At 70.5% G+C, this 15,032-nt stretch carries 13 protein-coding genes and 3 pseudogenes; 4 read left to right on the forward strand and 12 right to left on the reverse strand.

Features of this window, described 5'->3' with window-relative positions:
- Positions 1–73: 73 nt before the first annotated feature.
- The 3 genes from LRS10_RS04250 to LRS10_RS04260 are packed head-to-tail and all read right to left on the reverse strand — an operon-like array spanning position 74 to position 1,214.
- Entirely contained in the window at positions 74–247 is a 174-nt protein-coding gene (locus LRS10_RS04250; protein ID WP_257836157.1) for a hypothetical protein, read from the reverse strand.
- A 29-nt stretch (positions 248–276) separates the two neighbouring features.
- Positions 277–756, reverse strand: a complete 480-nt coding sequence (locus LRS10_RS04255; RefSeq protein WP_257836159.1) for a cupin domain-containing protein — start codon at positions 754–756, stop codon at positions 277–279.
- Positions 756–1,214, reverse strand: coding sequence for a cupin domain-containing protein (locus LRS10_RS04260; protein ID WP_257836160.1), 459 nt, complete (start codon positions 1,212–1,214; stop codon positions 756–758). Before LRS10_RS04260 ends, LRS10_RS04255 begins: the two co-directional genes overlap by 1 nt.
- Positions 1,215–1,255: 41 nt before the next feature.
- Between LRS10_RS04260 and dapE the strand changes: the two genes are divergently transcribed.
- Together dapE and LRS10_RS04270 are read left to right on the forward strand one after the other, a co-directional pair.
- Complete coding sequence (dapE, locus tag LRS10_RS04265) at positions 1,256–2,404, forward strand: succinyl-diaminopimelate desuccinylase (RefSeq protein WP_257836161.1); 1,149 nt, start codon at positions 1,256–1,258, stop codon at positions 2,402–2,404.
- A gap of 68 nt (positions 2,405–2,472) precedes the next feature.
- On the forward strand, positions 2,473–2,790 hold the full coding sequence (locus tag LRS10_RS04270) for a hypothetical protein (RefSeq protein WP_257836162.1): 318 nt from the start codon (positions 2,473–2,475) through the stop codon (positions 2,788–2,790).
- On the opposite strand, the gene lepB is transcribed toward LRS10_RS04270, so the two are convergent.
- The 3 genes and pseudogenes from lepB to fmt form a co-directional block, all read right to left on the reverse strand.
- Positions 2,787–3,542, reverse strand: coding sequence for a signal peptidase I (gene lepB / locus LRS10_RS04275; RefSeq protein WP_257836163.1), 756 nt, complete (start codon positions 3,540–3,542; stop codon positions 2,787–2,789). The genes LRS10_RS04270 and lepB overlap by 4 nt on opposite strands.
- 535 nt (positions 3,543–4,077) lie before the next feature.
- Positions 4,078–4,816, reverse strand: a pseudogene (truA, locus tag LRS10_RS04280) (tRNA pseudouridine(38-40) synthase TruA).
- A complete protein-coding gene (fmt, locus tag LRS10_RS04285; protein WP_257836164.1) occupies positions 4,816–5,754 on the reverse strand; it encodes a methionyl-tRNA formyltransferase in 939 nt (312 codons plus the stop codon). Before fmt ends, truA begins: the two are co-directional and overlap by 1 nt.
- Before the next feature lie 84 nt (positions 5,755–5,838).
- On the opposite strand from fmt, the gene LRS10_RS04290 reads away from it, so the two are divergent.
- Positions 5,839–6,162, forward strand: a complete 324-nt coding sequence (locus LRS10_RS04290) for a hypothetical protein (RefSeq protein ID WP_257836165.1) — start codon at positions 5,839–5,841, stop codon at positions 6,160–6,162.
- Positions 6,163–6,307: 145 nt separating this feature from the next.
- A complete protein-coding gene (locus LRS10_RS04295; RefSeq protein WP_257836166.1) occupies positions 6,308–8,824 on the forward strand; it encodes a hypothetical protein in 2,517 nt (838 codons plus the stop codon).
- On the opposite strand, the gene LRS10_RS04300 is transcribed toward LRS10_RS04295, so the two are convergent.
- The 6 genes and pseudogenes from LRS10_RS04300 to LRS10_RS04325 form a co-directional block, all read right to left on the reverse strand.
- A complete protein-coding gene (locus tag LRS10_RS04300; RefSeq protein ID WP_257839080.1) occupies positions 8,821–9,330 on the reverse strand; it encodes a peptide deformylase in 510 nt (169 codons plus the stop codon). The two genes, LRS10_RS04295 and LRS10_RS04300, sit on opposite strands and share 4 nt — an antisense overlap.
- A gap of 50 nt (positions 9,331–9,380) precedes the next feature.
- Positions 9,381–10,598: a DNA recombination protein RmuC gene (locus LRS10_RS04305; RefSeq protein WP_257836167.1), complete on the reverse strand. Its 1,218-nt coding sequence runs from the start codon at positions 10,596–10,598 to the stop codon at positions 9,381–9,383.
- 32 nt (positions 10,599–10,630) lie between these two features.
- A complete protein-coding gene (gene recR / locus LRS10_RS04310; protein ID WP_257836168.1) occupies positions 10,631–11,233 on the reverse strand; it encodes a recombination mediator RecR in 603 nt (200 codons plus the stop codon).
- Entirely contained in the window at positions 11,234–11,560 is a 327-nt protein-coding gene (locus LRS10_RS04315; RefSeq protein WP_257836169.1) for a YbaB/EbfC family nucleoid-associated protein, read from the reverse strand.
- Positions 11,561–11,567: 7 nt separating this feature from the next.
- Positions 11,568–13,362 (reverse strand): annotated as a pseudogene (locus LRS10_RS04320) (DNA polymerase III subunit gamma/tau).
- Positions 13,363–13,402: 40 nt separating this feature from the next.
- A pseudogene (locus tag LRS10_RS04325) lies at positions 13,403–14,996 on the reverse strand (family 43 glycosylhydrolase).
- Between the last annotated feature and the right edge of the window lie 36 nt (positions 14,997–15,032).

A 15,032-nucleotide genomic window follows, 5' to 3' on the forward strand; every position in this document is an offset into this window, starting at 1 on the left:
CCCAGCCGAACCTGCCGTCCACATGCGGCCATGATGCGTCATATGTGGAGCCTCGTCGCAGGGTCCATGGACCCTACTGGACCTTCTCCCAGCGATAGGGCTCCCTCTCGCCCCTGCGGAAGAAGCCGCGCGTGTCGGGCTTGCCGTCGGCGTCGGTGTCGTAGAGCGCGCTGTCGATCGTGCCGTCGTGGCCATCGTCGAAATACATCCCGACGAAATCCTGCTCGGCGGCGCCATCGCCGGCCAAGCGGCCATCTTCCGGCTCAAGGCGAGCCCCTAGCGCTTGCGTCCCTCCGGCGTGTCGTAGGGTGTCCCGTCGCGGTGACGATAGACGCCCTCGCCCTGGCGCAACACGAGGTCGAGGTCGGGATAGTCGACCCCGTCCTCGTCCGGCCGCCGCGAGCCGATCTCCAGCAGCACGGCCTCCCGGTCGGAGCGGTTCTGGATGTGATGGCCGTTCGGCACGCCGGCCTTGAAGCCCGCGCAGTCGCCCGCGCGAAGCACCGTTTCGCCATCGGTCTCGACCAGCACCACCTCGCCGCCCACCACCCAGACGAACTCGTCCTCGGACGTGTGCCAGTGCCGCTGGCTCGTCCAGGCGCCGGGCGGCAGGCGTAGCAGGCTGACGCCGAACTGGTCGAGGCCAACCGCGTCGCCCAGCTTCCAGCGCTTCCTGGCCTGGCACGGTCCGTCGAAGGGCGCGGGATAGGCCGTGCCGAACCGCGTCGGCGCGTCGGCGATGTCGATCTTGGGCATCAGTCCTCCGGATACGGACGGCCGTCCCGGTGGTGGTAGCCCTGCGGTCCCGTGATCATGTCGATGTCGGGATAGTCGCAGGCGTCTTCGTCCGGCCTGCGCGAGCCGACCTCAAGATAGACCGCGTCCCGGTCGCCGCGGTTCTGCAGGTGGTGGCCGTTGGGCACGCCCGCCTTCCAGGCGGCGAAGTCGCCGGGCCGCAGGATCGTCTCGCCCTCGTCCTCGACCAGCACCGCCTCGCCCTCCAGCATGTAGACGAACTCGTCCTCGGCCGTGTGCCAGTGCCGCTGGCTCGACCACTTGCCGGGCGTCAGCCGCACGAGGTTGACGCCGAAGTCCGTCAGGTCCGCGGCGTCGCCCAGCTTGCGCCAGTTCGGCCCCAGGCAGATCTCCTTGAACGGATGCGGATAGGAGCAGCCGCTCCGCACCTCGACGGCGTCGATATCGATCTTCGGCATTGGCCCTCGCGTCTCTTCCCGCCAACAGGTAATGCGCTGCCATGAGCGCCGCCATAGATCCCGTCGAGCTCACCCGCGAGCTGATCCGCAAGCCCTCGGTCACCCCGGCCGACGAGGGGGCGATGGACGTCGTCGAGCGCACGCTTTCGGGCCTGGGCTTCGCCTGTCGGCGGATGAGGTTCGGCGACATCGAGAACCTCTACGCCCGGTTCGGGACCGCGCGGCCCAACCTCTGCTTCGCCGGCCATACCGACGTGGTGCCGGTGGGCGACGCGCAGGCCTGGTCGAAGGACGCCTTCGCCGCCGAGGTGGTCGACGGCGTGCTGATCGGCCGGGGCGCGGTCGACATGAAGTCGGCCATCGCCGCCTTCGCAGCCGCCGTCGCGGACGCCATCGGGTCGGGGCGCATTGCGGGCTCGGTGTCGTTCCTGATCACCGGCGACGAGGAGGGCGTGGCCACCCACGGCACGAAGAAGGTGGTCGAGGCCCTGCTGGCCGAGGGCGAGGCCATCGACCACTGCGTGGTCGGCGAGCCCACCTCGGCCGAGACCTTCGGCGACATGGTCAAGGTGGGCCGCCGCGGCTCGATCAACGCCGAGATCGTGGTCGAGGGGATCCAGGGCCACGTGGCCTATCCGCAGCGGGCGGCCAATCCGACGCCCGTGCTGATCCGCCTGCTGGCGGCGCTGCAGGACCGCCCTCTGGACGAGGGCTATCCCGAATTCCAGCCGTCCAACCTGGAAGTCACCATGATCGACGTGCCGAACACGGCGACGAACGTCATCCCGGGTGTGGCGAAGGCGCGGCTGAACATCCGCTTCAATCCGAACCACACGGGGCAGGCCCTGGCCGACTGGATCGAGGCCGAGGCGCGAAAGGCGGCCGAAGGCTTCAAAGGCACGGTGACCGTCACGCCCGCCATCAGCGGCGAGGCGTTCCTGACCGAGCGCGGGCCGTTCACCGAGCTGGTGGCCGCCGCGATCAAGGACGTGACCGGAAGCGATCCGGAGCTCTCCACCTCGGGCGGCACGTCTGACGCCCGCTTCATCCGCGCCCTGTGCCCGGTGGTCGAGGTCGGGCTGGTCGGCCGCACCATGCACCAGGTGGACGAGCGCGCGCCGGTCGAGGAGATCCGCCGGCTGCAGGCGGTCTATGGGCGCATCCTGGAGCGCTACTTCAAGGCGGCGTGAGGCCTGTCCGGACAAGATTTTCCGAAGATTCACTTGAGCGCGCGGGGCGATCGCGCATCCTCGCGCCCATGACCAGACCGCCGAAGAAGAGCGAGTTCCTGGAGGTGCGCATCCCGCACCCGACCAAGGAAGCCTTCATGGCCCGCTGCCGCGAGGACGGCCGCTCGGCCAGCGAGGCGGTCCGCGCGTTCATCGAGGCCGAGCTGGCCCCTGAGCCGCGCCGCCGCTTCCGGGCCGCCCATGTCGTCGCAGGCGCCCTGGCGCTCGCCGCGGCCGGCGCCGCAGCCGCCCCCTCGCTGGCCGACAGCCTGCGGACGGCGGAATTCCGCGCCCTCGACGCCAATCACGACGGCGTCGTCAGCCTGCCCGAGTACGTGAACCGCTAGCGCAGCGGCTTCAGGAAACGCTCGGGGGCCAGGTCCAGCCAGGTCCAGGGCTTCAGCACCGCCGCACCCTCGCGCCACGACACGATGACCCGTCGCGCCTTGCCCGCCACGTTGTCCGCAGGAACGAGGCCGACGCCCACCGCCTGCGGCCAGCGGCTGTCCAGCGAGTTGTCGCGGTTGTCGCCCAGCACGAAGTAGTGGCCCTGCGGTACGACGACGGGTCCGAAGTCGTCGCCCTCGTAGCCCGGGCCGCGGTCGTAGGTGAGATAGCTGCGGCCGTCGGGCCCAGTCTCGCGCACCTGCTCGACCATGACGCCCGCCGCCTCCGGATCCTCGATCACGCCCAGCCGCTGCTGCGGCAGAGGCCGGCCGTTCAGGATCACCTGGCCGCCGCGCAGTTCGACAGTGTCGCCGGCCAGGCCGATCACCCGCTTGATGTAAAGCTCGCGGGTGTCGCGCGGCAGCTTGAACACCGCCACGTCGCCGCGCTCGGGCGTCCGCGCGAACAGCCGTCCCGCCGGCAGCGGGGGCGAGAAGGGGACCGAGTGCCGGCTCCAGCCATAGTCGAACTTCGAGATCAGCAGGTAGTCGCCGGTCCGAACGCCCGGCTCCATCGAGCTCGACGGAATGGTGTTCGGCTGGAACAGCAGGACCCGCAGCACCAGCGCGATGAGTAGGGCCAGCAGCAGGGTCTTCAGCGTGTCCACGAGGTCGTGCGCGACGCCGGTCGCAGAGGCGGTGGCTTGGGTCATGACCGCAGCGTGGCGGCTTCGGGCCCGGATGCGAGGCCGGACCTGTCCGGACGCCCGCCGTTCGTGTCCGGACGTCCTACTGGGCGGCGAGCCCGCGGACCTTCATGGTCACCGGCGGGTCGGCGTCCGGGCCGCCGTTCGACAGCGCGCCCTGCACCAGCACCGGCTTCTGGACGACCATCTTGGCCATCTCGGCCGGCATATCCAGGCGCACGACAGTGACGTGGAAGGCCGCTGGCCGCTTCGGGTCCCCCTTCGACCCCCTGCAGGCAGATCCGCTCCGACATCACCAGGGCGTAGTAGTCGGTGTGTCGCTCGCGCGCCGCCGTATCGGCCTCCGCCTCGTCGAAAGCCTCGATGGCGTACACCGTGCCCTTCAGGAAGGTCGCGGAGTCGCCGTAGGGTACGCAGGCTGGACCCGTGTCGGCGGCCGCCCTGGCCGGGGCGGCGGCGAGGCTGGCGAGGGCGGCCACGGCCGCGAGCACGGCTGGGCGGATCACCGGAAATCCCTTCGTGGAGCTTGGCCGAGCCTGGGTCAGTAGGAGACCCCTGTCAAATAGAGCCCCTCCGCTGGGGCGACGGGACCGCAGGCCTTGCGGTCGCGGGCCTCCAGCGCCGCCTTGACGTCGGCCTTCGTCCAGCGGCCCACGCCCACCTCGGCCAGGGTGCCGGTCATAGAGCGCACCTGGCGGTGCAGGAACGAGCGCGACGCGAAGTCCAGCAGCACATAGTCGCCCTCCCGGCGCACCGCCGCCACGTCCAGCGTCTTACAGGGGGGACTTCGCCTGGCAGCCGAGGTCACGGAAGGTCGTGAAGTCATGGTGGCCCACCAGCACCTGGGCGGCCTCGTGCATGGCCTGAGCGTCCAGCGGCTTCTTCATGTGCCAGACCCGGCCCTGGTCCAGCGCGGGCGGCGCCATGCGGTTCAGGATCCTGTAGAGGTAGCGCCGCTCCTTGGCGGAGAACCGCGCGTGCCAGTCGCCCTCGGCGACCTGTGCGTCCAGGATCACGATCGGCTCGGTGACGAGGTGCGCGTTCAGCGCGTTGCGAACGGTCTCCGGGTTCCAGTCCTTCGCGAGGTCGATGTGGATCACCTGGCCGGTCGCGTGCACGCCGGTATCGGTGCGGCCCGCCGCCTGCAGGCGGAGCGTCTCGCCGCAGAATCCTTTCACCGCCCGCTCGATGGCGCCCTGCACACTGGGCAGGTCGGCCTGGGCCTGGAAGCCGTGATAGGGCCGGCCGTCGTACTCGATGAGCAGGCGGTAGCGGGGCATCAGCCGAGCGTCGTCCCGGCGGCCACCGGGGTTCCGCGCAGGAAGGCTTCGGCGTCCTGCGGCCCGCGGCCCTCCCGCTGCACGCGCAGCAGGCGCACCGCGCCCCTCTCATTGTCGGCGCCGCAGGCGACCCGCAGCCGATCGTCCAGCACCTCACCCGGCGCGCCCTCGCCCTCCGCCCGCTCCGACAGCAGAGCCTTCACCCGCACCGGCCCCTTCTCGGTCGGCAGCTCGAACCAGGCGCCCGGGAAAGGCGACAGCCCGCGGATCTTGCGGTCGACCTCGGGTGCGGGCCTGGTCCAGTCGATCCGCGCCTCCTTCGACCGGATCTTCTTGGCGTAGGTGACGCCGTCATCCGCCTGCGCCGCTTCCGCCGCCCGCCCCGCCGCGATCGCATCCAGGGTCGCGACGATCAGCTCGGCCCCCGCCGCCGCCAGACGGTCGTGCAGCGAGCCCGCCGTCTCCAGGGCGTCGATACGCACCGTCGCCGTCGACAGCACCGGCCCCTCGTCCAGCCCCTCGGTCATCCGCATGACCTGCACGCCGGTGACCTTGTCGCCGGCCATGATCGCCCGCTGGATGGGAGCCGCGCCGCGCCAGCGGGGCAGCAGAGAAGCGTGCACGTTGAACGACCCCAGCCGCGGCGCCTCCAGGACCTCCCGCGGCAGGATCTGGCCGAAGGCGACCACCACCGCGGCGTCGAGGTCCAGCGCGGCGAAGGCGGCGACCTCCGCAGGGTCGCGCATCGAAGCCGGCGTCCGTACCGGAATGCCTCGGCTCTGCGCGAATGCGTGCACCGGCGAGGGCTTCAGCTCGTGGCCGCGGCCGCGCGGGGCCGGGGGCTGGGAATAGACGCAGGCCACCTCATGGCCTGCGTCCACAATGGCGGACAGCGCCGAGACGGCGAAATCGGGAGTGCCCAGGAAGGCCAGACGCATGGGCGGGGTTTAGCCGCGCGAGGCGCATAAGGGAACTGAGGGGCAAGCGTCGCCGTTCGACGCCCGACAATCGGAGATGGACCCATGAACAAGCTGATCGCCGTCACCGCCTCCGGCCTCCTCGTCGCGCTCGCCGCCTGCAGCGAGCGTGAACGCGTCGACACGGGCAACGATGTGGAGGCGGCCGCCGGGAAGATCGCCGCCGAGGCGCGCGAAGCCGTCAACAGCCCCGAGCTCAAGGAAGTGGGATCCGAGATCAAAGAAGCCGCCGGTGACGCCGGCCAGGTCATCAAGGATACGGCCAAGGGCGCGGCCCGGGGTGCGCGCGAAGGCGCCGCCAAGGTCGAAGCCGAGACGCGCGACGAGGCGGGGGACGCCAACCGCGCGGCTCACGACGCCACCCACTAGGCCCGCTCCCTTAAGCTTGAAGGCGCAAATGCGGCGCGGCGGACACACGCCCGCAAACCGTGCGCTCTAGCTCGTGCCGGAACTGATCCTGGGGAGGAGCGGAAACGTTGGTGAGCCGATCCGTCGGCCAGGGAGTGTTTTGAGAGTGATCCGCCGTCCCCGCGCGCCCCGCTGGGCGCTTCTCCTCGCCGGCAGCGCCATGGCTCTGTCGCTGCCGCCGCTCGCCCACGCCCAGGCCCCCAGCCGACAGGCTGCGCCGGCGGACGAGGCGATGCTCGACGAGGAAGGCTATGAGGTCGACGAGCTGGTGGTCACCGCCGCTCGGGAGATCGCGCCGCGCGGCTCCGTCGTCGGCGTGGCCGAACCCGAGATCGTCCTCGACCAGCGCGAGATTCGCGCCCTCGGCGTCGGATCGGTGACGGAGTTGCTGGCCGCGCTCGAGCCGCAGCTCGCCTCGGGCCGCGGCCGCGCCGGCGGCCGACCGATCATTCTCCTCAACGGCCAGCGCATCTCGAGCTTCCGCGAGGTGCGCGACCTCCCGCCCGAGGCCATCGTCCGCATGGAGATCCTCCCCGAGGAGGTGGCGCTGCGCTACGGCTACCGCGCCGACCAGCGGGTGGTGAACTTCGTCCTGCGCCGCCGATTCCGCGCGATCACCGTCGAGACCGGCGTCACCCTTCCCACGGCCGGTGGGCAGGAGAGCTACGACGCCACCGTCGACGGCCTGCTGATCGGCGACGACGCCCGCCAGCAGGTGAACCTCAAGGCCGGCCTGCAGACGCCGCTGCTGGAATCTCAGCGCAATGTCGTCCGCATCCCCGACGAGACCGCCTTCCGCACCCTGGTCTCCCGGCAGGAGAACCTCTCGCTCAACGCCATCTACGCTCGCCCGCTCGGCGAGGGCGTCAGCGCCACCCTGAACGGCAGCCTGGAGTGGACCGACAGCACGGGACGTCTCGGGCAGGACCCCGGCGCGCTGGACGCGCTGCGCCGCCTCACCGACAGCAACGTGGCCCACCTCGGCGGCACGGTGAACGGCGCGGTCTCCGGCTGGCGCTGGACCCTCACCGGCAACGCCGACTGGAGCGAGACCCAGACGACGACCGAAGTGGCCTACGACCCCGTACTCGGCTGGCGCGCCCCGAACACCGCCCGCTCGACGGTCACCTCGGCCGACGTGCAGGGCCTGGTGAACGGCACGCTGTTCGACCTGCCGGCGGGCGCCGTCAACGCAGCCTTCACCGTCGCGGGCGGAACCCAGCGCGTGGAGAGCCAATCCTTCCGGCTCGGGACTCGCCTCGACACAGACCTCGATCGCCAGACGGTGACCGCCCAGGCCAACTTCGACGCCCCCCTCGCCAGCCGCCGGCGCGGCGGGATCGAAGGCCTCGGCGACCTTTCAGTGAACTTCAACGCCAACGTCGAGCACTACTCCGACTTCGGCTCGCTCTACACCTTGGGCGGCGGCGTCACCTGGTCGCCGATCCAGCCCGTGCGCCTGATCGCCTCGTTCACGGACGAGGACGGCGCGCCCACGATCCAACAGCTGGGCAATCCCGAGATCATCACGCCCAACGTCCGGGTCTTCGACTTCACGACCGGTCAGACGGTGGAGGTCGCCCAGGCGACCGGCGGCAACCCCGACCTCGCGGCCGACAACCGGCAGGTTCTGAAGCTCGGCCTGACAATCAAGCCGTTCGACGAAACCGACCTCACCTTCCGCGCCGACTACACCCGAACGCGCACGCGCGACGAGATCGCCAGCTTCCCGGCCATCACGCCCGAGATCGAGGCGGCGTTCCCGGATCGGATCGTCCGTGACGCCCTCACCAACCAACTCGTCCGCATCGATACCCGGCCGGTGAACTTCGACCGGCACGACGAGCAGCAGCTGCGCTGGGGCTTCAACTACTCCCGGCCCATTCGCAACACGCGGACGCCCGCCTTCGCCCAGCCGCGGCCGCAAGGCGCGGCGGCCGCCGAGGGCGCTCCGCCGGCGGAAGGCCCTCCGCGAGGCGAGGGCGGTGGGCGCGCAGCCGGTGGGTTCAGCGGCGGGGCCGGCGGCTTCGGCCCAGGCGGCGGGCGGCGCGGCGGCTTCGGCGGCGGCAACCTGCAGTTCGCCGTCTTCCACACGTGGCGAATCGAGGACGAGGTGCTGATCCGCCCGGGTGTCCCGGTGCTCGACCTGCTCGGCGGCTCGGCCCTGACGCAGGGCGGCGGCACGCCGAAGCATCAGGTCGACGTCCAGGCCGGCGTCTCCCGCAATGGTCTCGGCGCTCGTCTCAACGCCCGCTGGCAGCAGGGGACCGAGGTGGACGGCGGCGCCGGCGACCGGAGCCTGCGGTTCTCAGACCTGACCACCGTCGACCTGCGGCTCTTCGCGGACCTCGGCCTGCAGCCGATGGCGCGCAGCAATCCGTGGATGCGCGGCGCCCGGGTGAGCCTGAACATCGACAATGTCTTCGACCAGGTGCGCACCGTCCGCGACGAGGCGGGCCTCGTGCCGCTCACCTACCAGCCGGACCTGATCGACCCGCTGGGCCGCACGGTGCGGGTCAGCTTCCGCAAGCTCTTCCTGCCCAGGCGCGCCGTCCCGCCGCCTGGGCAAGGCCAAGGACGGCAGAACGAGGGCCGCGGCCAGCCGGCGCGGCCGGCGACCTAGGCCGCCTTGGTGAGCTTCTTGACCTTCTTCACCGCCTGTTCGCGCTTCAGGCGCGACAGGTGGTCGATGAACAGCACGCCTTCCAGGTGGTCCATCTCGTGCTGGATGCAGACCGCGAAGAGCCCTTCGGCGTCTTCTTCCACCTGCTGGCCGTTGTAGTCGAGGTAGCGGAGCTTCACCCGCGCCGGCCGTTCGACCTCGTCGAAATATTCAGGTACCGAGAGACAGCCTTCCTCGTACGGCGCGGTCTCCTCCGAGGCCCAGAGGATCTCAGGGTTCACGAAATAGCGCGGCTGCGGCTCTTCCTCGGGCCGGGCCAGATCCATGACGATGACGCGTTTCGGCACGCCGATTTGGATCGCCGCCAGCCCGATGCCGGGCGCGTCGTACATGGTCTCCAGCATGTCATCCATCAGCGCGCGCAGCGCGTCGTCAACGGCCTCGACGGGCTGCGACACCTGCTTCAGCACGGGATGGGGGACGGTAAGGATCTCGCGGATGGCCATGGCGTGCGAGGTAGGTTCGGAATTCCTGAGCGTCAAGGTGGGAGAAGCGCCTACGCCCCCTGGCCGGCGGCCAGTCGCACGGTTGGCTGTTCTTCGTCCGAGAGTTTCGACAGCGCACGGACGCCCACCTCGATCGGCGGCAGCTCGGCGATCTCCTTGCCCTGGTGGTCGACCTTCAGGTCCTCGAAGCGCTTGGCCTGGGTCAGCACCTGGCTTTCCAGCGAGCCCACGAAGCGATTGTAGCGCTCGACGGCTGCGGTCAGCGCCTTGCCGACCGAGCCTGCGTGCTCGCCCATCACCGCGATGCGCTTGTAGAGCTCCTTGCCAAGCTCGGCGATGTTCTGGGCGTTGGCCGCCTGCTCCTCCACGCGCCAGCCGTAGGCCACGGCCTTGCAGAGCGCGAACAAGGTCGTCGGGGTCACGATAACGACGCGGCGGTCCATCGCCTCGGTCATCAGGTCGGGGGCGCGGTCCAGCGCCGCCGCCAGCGCGCTATCCAGCGGCACGAACATCGCCACGAAGTCGGGCGAGGCGTCGAACTGGTCCCAGTAGGCCTTCGCCGACAGCCCCTGGATGTGGTTCTTCACCGAGGCCACGTGCCGCAGGCCCGCCCCATCGCGGGCGGCGTCGTCCAGCGCCTCCTGCAGTTCCAGGAAGGCGTTCAGCGAGCACTTGGCGTCGATCACGAACACGCCGCCGCCCGGCAGGCGCACGGTAACGTCCGGCCTGCGCCGGCCCTCCTCGGTGTCGGTCGAGGTCTGTTCGTCGAAGTCGTAGCGCGCCGACAGACCGGCGGCCTCCAGCACGTTGCGCAAGGTCTGTTCGCCCCACCGACCCTGCACGCCCGCGCCGCGGCGCAGCGCCGCCGAGAGCTTGCGCGCCTCCTCCTGCGTTGCTGTCGAAGCCTGCAGCAGCTGGGTGATCTGCTGTTTCAGGCCGCCGGCTTCCTCGGCCCGCTGCTTCTCGACCTGGGCCACCTGCTCCTGGAATTTCTGCAGCGTCTCGGCCACCGGCTTCAGCTGCGCCTCGAGCCGGGCCTGGGCCAGCTGCTCGCGGCTGCGCACCTGCTCCTCGTTCTTGCGCAGGATTTCCTCAGCGACGTTGGTCGCCGACTGGGTGAGCTGGCTGCGCAGCAGCTCGCCTTGCTCCTCCAGCATCTTCGCCCGCAGTTCCGCGGCGGCGACGCGCATCTGCGCCTTCAGCGCCCAGACGACCGCGCCCGCGGCCACGACCGCCAGCGCCAGCACGAGGATCAGCAGCATGTTCATGCTGCGTTCCTATCAGATTCCGTGAGTCGGTTCTACGCCGGCCGCCGGGCGCGCATGGCCTGGGCGATTGTGCCGTCGTCCAGCCAGTCGAGCTCGCCGCCGACCGGCACGCCGCGGGCCAGCATGGTCACGGCGACGTCCGCAGCGGAGAGCCGTTCGGCCAGATAGTGGGCGGTCGTCTGGCCGTCGACGGTCGCCGGCAGGGCCAGGATCACCTCGCGCACGCCCGCGTCGCTCGCCCGTCCAACGAGCGGCCCGACCCGCAGGGCGTCGGGCCCGACGCCATCCAGCGCCGACAGCAGTCCGCCCAGCACGTGATACCGCCCGCGAAAGGCGCCAGCCCGCTCCATGGCCCAGAGGGCGCCCACCTCCTCCACCACGCAGATCAGGCTTCCGTCGCGAACGTTGTCCGAACAGATGGCGCAGGGGTCCTGGGTGTCCAGCGAGCCGCAGACCTGACAGGTCTTCACCCGCGCCGCCGCTTCCGCCAGCGCGTCCGACAGCGGCAGCAACAGCTGATCGCGCCGCTTGAGCAGGGCCAGCGCCGCGCGCCGCGCCGACCGCGGCCCGAGCCCCGGCAGCTTGGCGAGCAGGCCGATCAGCCGCTCGATCTCAGGTCCCGCGGAAGCCGCCACCTAGAACTTCGGCATCCCCGGCAGGCCCATGCCGGCCAGCGGGCCGGCCGCTTCCCGCATCAGCTCGGCCTGCTGGGCGTCCAGCTTGCGCTTGGCGTCGGCGTGGGCGGCGACCACCAGGTCGGCCACGACCTCGCCTTCGCCTGGCTGCATCAGGCTCTCGTCCAGGTCGACCCTGGCCAGCTCGCCCGTGCCCTTCAGCACCACCTTCACCATGCCGCCGCCCGAGGTGCCCTCCACCTCCAGCTCCGCCAGCCTGTTCTGGGCGTCGGCCAGCTTCTGCTGCATGGCCTGGGCCTGCTTCATCAGCGAGTTCAGGTCTTTCATCGCTACGCTACTCCTCGTCGTCCTCGGCTTCCGGCGGGGGCTCGGCCGCCTCGGTCGTTTCCGGCTGGATGGTCGTGCGGATGCCGACGATCTCGGCGCCAGGGAAGGCGCTCATCACCGACTGCACGAAGGGATCCTGCTCGATCTTCTCGCGCACCTCGCGCTGTTCGCGCTTCTGCTTCTCCCACAGGCTCTCGGCGCCGCCGCCGCCCTGGGCCGAGATCAGCCAGCGCTCGCCGGTCCATTCCCGCAGTCGCGCCACCAGCCGCTGGGCCAGGTCGCGCGGCGTGCCCGGCGCGGGTTCGTACTCGATGGCCCCCGGCCGGAAGCTGATCGGGCGGACGAACCGCTCGACGTCCAGCTTCAGCGTGATGTCGCGCTTCTGGTCGATGAGCTTCAGCACGTCCTCGAAGCTCTGCAGCGTCACCGCCGGCTGGGCCTGAGCCTGCGGCATCACCTGCCGGGCCACGGCCGTGGCGCCGCCGCCCTGCGGGACGCCACCACTCCCGCCGCCTCCGCCGCCGCCGCCGGGACCACCGCCGAGCGGCTCACCCGACTGCAGCTTCTTCAGCGCCTCCTCGGGCCCCGGCAGATCAGCCGCATAGGCCAGCCGGATCAGGGCCATGTCGACAGCCGCCGCGGCGTCCGGCGCGCGGCGCACCTCCTCGTAGGCCTTCAGCGTCAGCTGCCACATGCGCGACAGGATGCCGGGCGACACCGCTGCGCCGACCGCCGCCAGCCGCTGTGCCTGTTCCTTCGGCATGACCAGGGCGTTCGGCCCGATGGCCTTGGCCACGCTCGCCCCGTGCACGTGGTCCAGCAGGTCCAGCATCACCTGATCGGGGTTGGCGCCGTAGCCGTACAGCGTGCGGAACGTCTCGATGGCCTCGCCCGCTTGGCCGCGCATCAGCTGTTCGAACAGCGCGATGGTCTGCGCCCGGTCGGCCAGGCCCAGCATGTCGCGGATCGTGGCCGCCGTCACCGTCTGGCCGGGCTCGGCCTGGACGATCGCCTGGTCCAGCATCGACTGGCCGTCGCGCACCGAACCCTCCGCGGCCCGGGCGATCAGCATCAGTCCCTCGGCCTCGACGCGGGCGCCCTCGTTCTCGCAGATCATCTCCAGGTTCTTGACCAGCATCTCGGGTTCGACCCGGCGCAGGTCGAACCTCTGGGTGCGGGACAGGATGGTCACCGGCACCTTGCGGATCTCGGTGGTGGCGAAGATGAACTTGGCGTGCGGCGGCGGCTCCTCCAGCGTCTTCAGGAGCGCGTTGAACGCCCCCGTCGACAGCATGTGGACCTCGTCGATGATGTAGACCTTGTAGCGGGCCTCTACGGGCGCATAGCGCACCCCGTCCAGCAGCTCGCGGATGTCGTTCACGCCGGTGCGCGAGGCGGCGTCCAGCTCAAGGACGTCCATGTGCCGGCCCTCGATGATCGACCGGCAGTGAAGCCCTTCCTCGGCCAGGTCCAGCGACGGCTCGTGGACGGTGGCGGTCTCGTAGTTCAGCGCCCGGGCCAGCAGGCGCGCGGTCGTCGTCTTGCCCACGCCGCGGACGCCGGTGAGCATGAAGGCGTGCGCGATCCGTCCCGAGGCGAAGGCGTTGCGCAGCGTCCGGACCATGGCCTCCTGGCCGTAAAGGTCCTCGAACCGGCGAGGCCGGTATTTCCGCGCGATGACGGTATAGGCCGACGAGCCCTCCTCCTGCGCAGGCGGCGCAGGCGGGGGGCGCGGCGCCGAACATGTCGCCCGTGTTCGGATCCCGCTCAGGAATCTCTTCGTCGTCCACCATCGCCGCCATCTAATGGCTCGCACCCGGTGAACGGAAGGGGAAACCGCCCCTACAGCGCCCGGTACCGGAAATCGCGGAACCGCGCCGCGCCCCGACCCGCCGAATAGAAACCCGGCTTCAGCATCATGAACCCGCCGCGGACGTTGTGGTGATAGCCCGAGACCTCCATCCCACGGTCGAACTTCGCCCACGTCGTCCCGCCGTCGCCGCTGGTCCAAAAGCTGACGATGTGCCGGTTGTTTCGCAGACGCATCTTCATGCGCCGCCCATGCGGATTGGCGGGTCGGCCGCGCTCGACGCCGTACTGATGGGTGACGAACCGCTGCGCGTCGAAGCCCAGGCCGCAATAGAGCTGCTTGTCGTAGAACAGGATCAGGCCCGCCGTGGTGCCGGGATCGATCTCGATGTCGCATTCGATCTCGTAGGCCGGGTCGCCGACGACCGTCAGCAGCGGCGAGCCGCTCGGACGGCGCGATGCCCGCCCCCTGCAGCGTCAGCACGCCATCGCCCCGTGTGATCCGCCTGGCCTCGTTCGGGTCCGGCGCAAAGAAGCTCCATTGCAGGCCGTACCGGTCCTGGCGGAAGTCGTCCGACAAAGCCCGCCCGTGCGGCTCCGCCTCGCCGCCCCGCGGCTTCGGCAGGGGCTCCGACAGATCTCCGCCGCCGATCTCGAACCAGCCGTCCGCGTCCCACGTCACCGGCGCCAGCAGCGCCTGCCGGCCCAGCGTCCAGAACCCGTTCTCATAGCCGTGGTAGACCGCCCACCAGTCGCCGGCCGGGCCCTCCACGAGGGTCGCGTGGCCGCGCGACCACCATTTTTCGGCAAGGCTCTCCGTCCGCACCAGGGGATTCTTCGGATGATCCTCCCACGGTCCCTTGAGCGACTTCGACCGCGCGGCGATCACCATGTGCCCGGTCGGCGGCCCCGCCGTCCCGCCCACGGCGGTAATCAGATAGTACCAGTCGCCCCGCCGGGTGATCTTCGGGCCCTCGGGCGAGAAGCTCTCGATGTCCCAGTCCTCGGGATAGCCGCGCCAGGGGTCGTAGACGTGCTCGGGCTGGCCCGCGAGCGACAGTCCGTCCGGCGACAGTTTCACCCGGTCGCCGCCCGACAGGAACAGCCACCGCTCGCCGGTCCTGGCGTCCACCGCATGGCCGGGGTCGATGTAGGTCGGGAGGCCCAGCTCGACCGGCGCGCTCCACGGCCCGTCGATGCGGTCGGCCCACACCACCCAAGTGCGGTTGCGGTTGGGCGCCTTGGCGGCGAAATAGATGAAGTAGCGCCCCTCGTGCTTGATCAGCTCCGGCGCCCACACCGAGCCGACGTTCTGCGTCAGCGCCGCCGCCAGCGGCCGCCAGTTCACCAGGTCGCGGCTGCGCCATACCTGCAAGCCTGGATAGGCCTCGAACGACGAGAAGGTCATGTAGTAGTCGCGACCATCCTTCAAGATTGAAGGATCAGGCCAGTCGCCGGGCAGGATCGGGTTCAGGAAGGTCCCGTCCCCGCGATCGGCCCTGCGCTGACCCTCCGGACCGACGCCCCAGGTGGCGGCAGGCTGCGTGGCGCTCGCGGCGCCGGCCGTTCCAACAGCCCCGAGCGAGGCCAGTCCAAGGGTCAGGGCGTCACGCCGATCCATACGCATCCGCCGACCCTAGGCCTGCGGCCTGAGCGCTCCCAA

The sequence above is a fragment of the Phenylobacterium sp. J426 genome (genome assembly GCF_024699945.1).
Classification (GTDB): Bacteria; Pseudomonadota; Alphaproteobacteria; order Caulobacterales; family Caulobacteraceae; genus Phenylobacterium.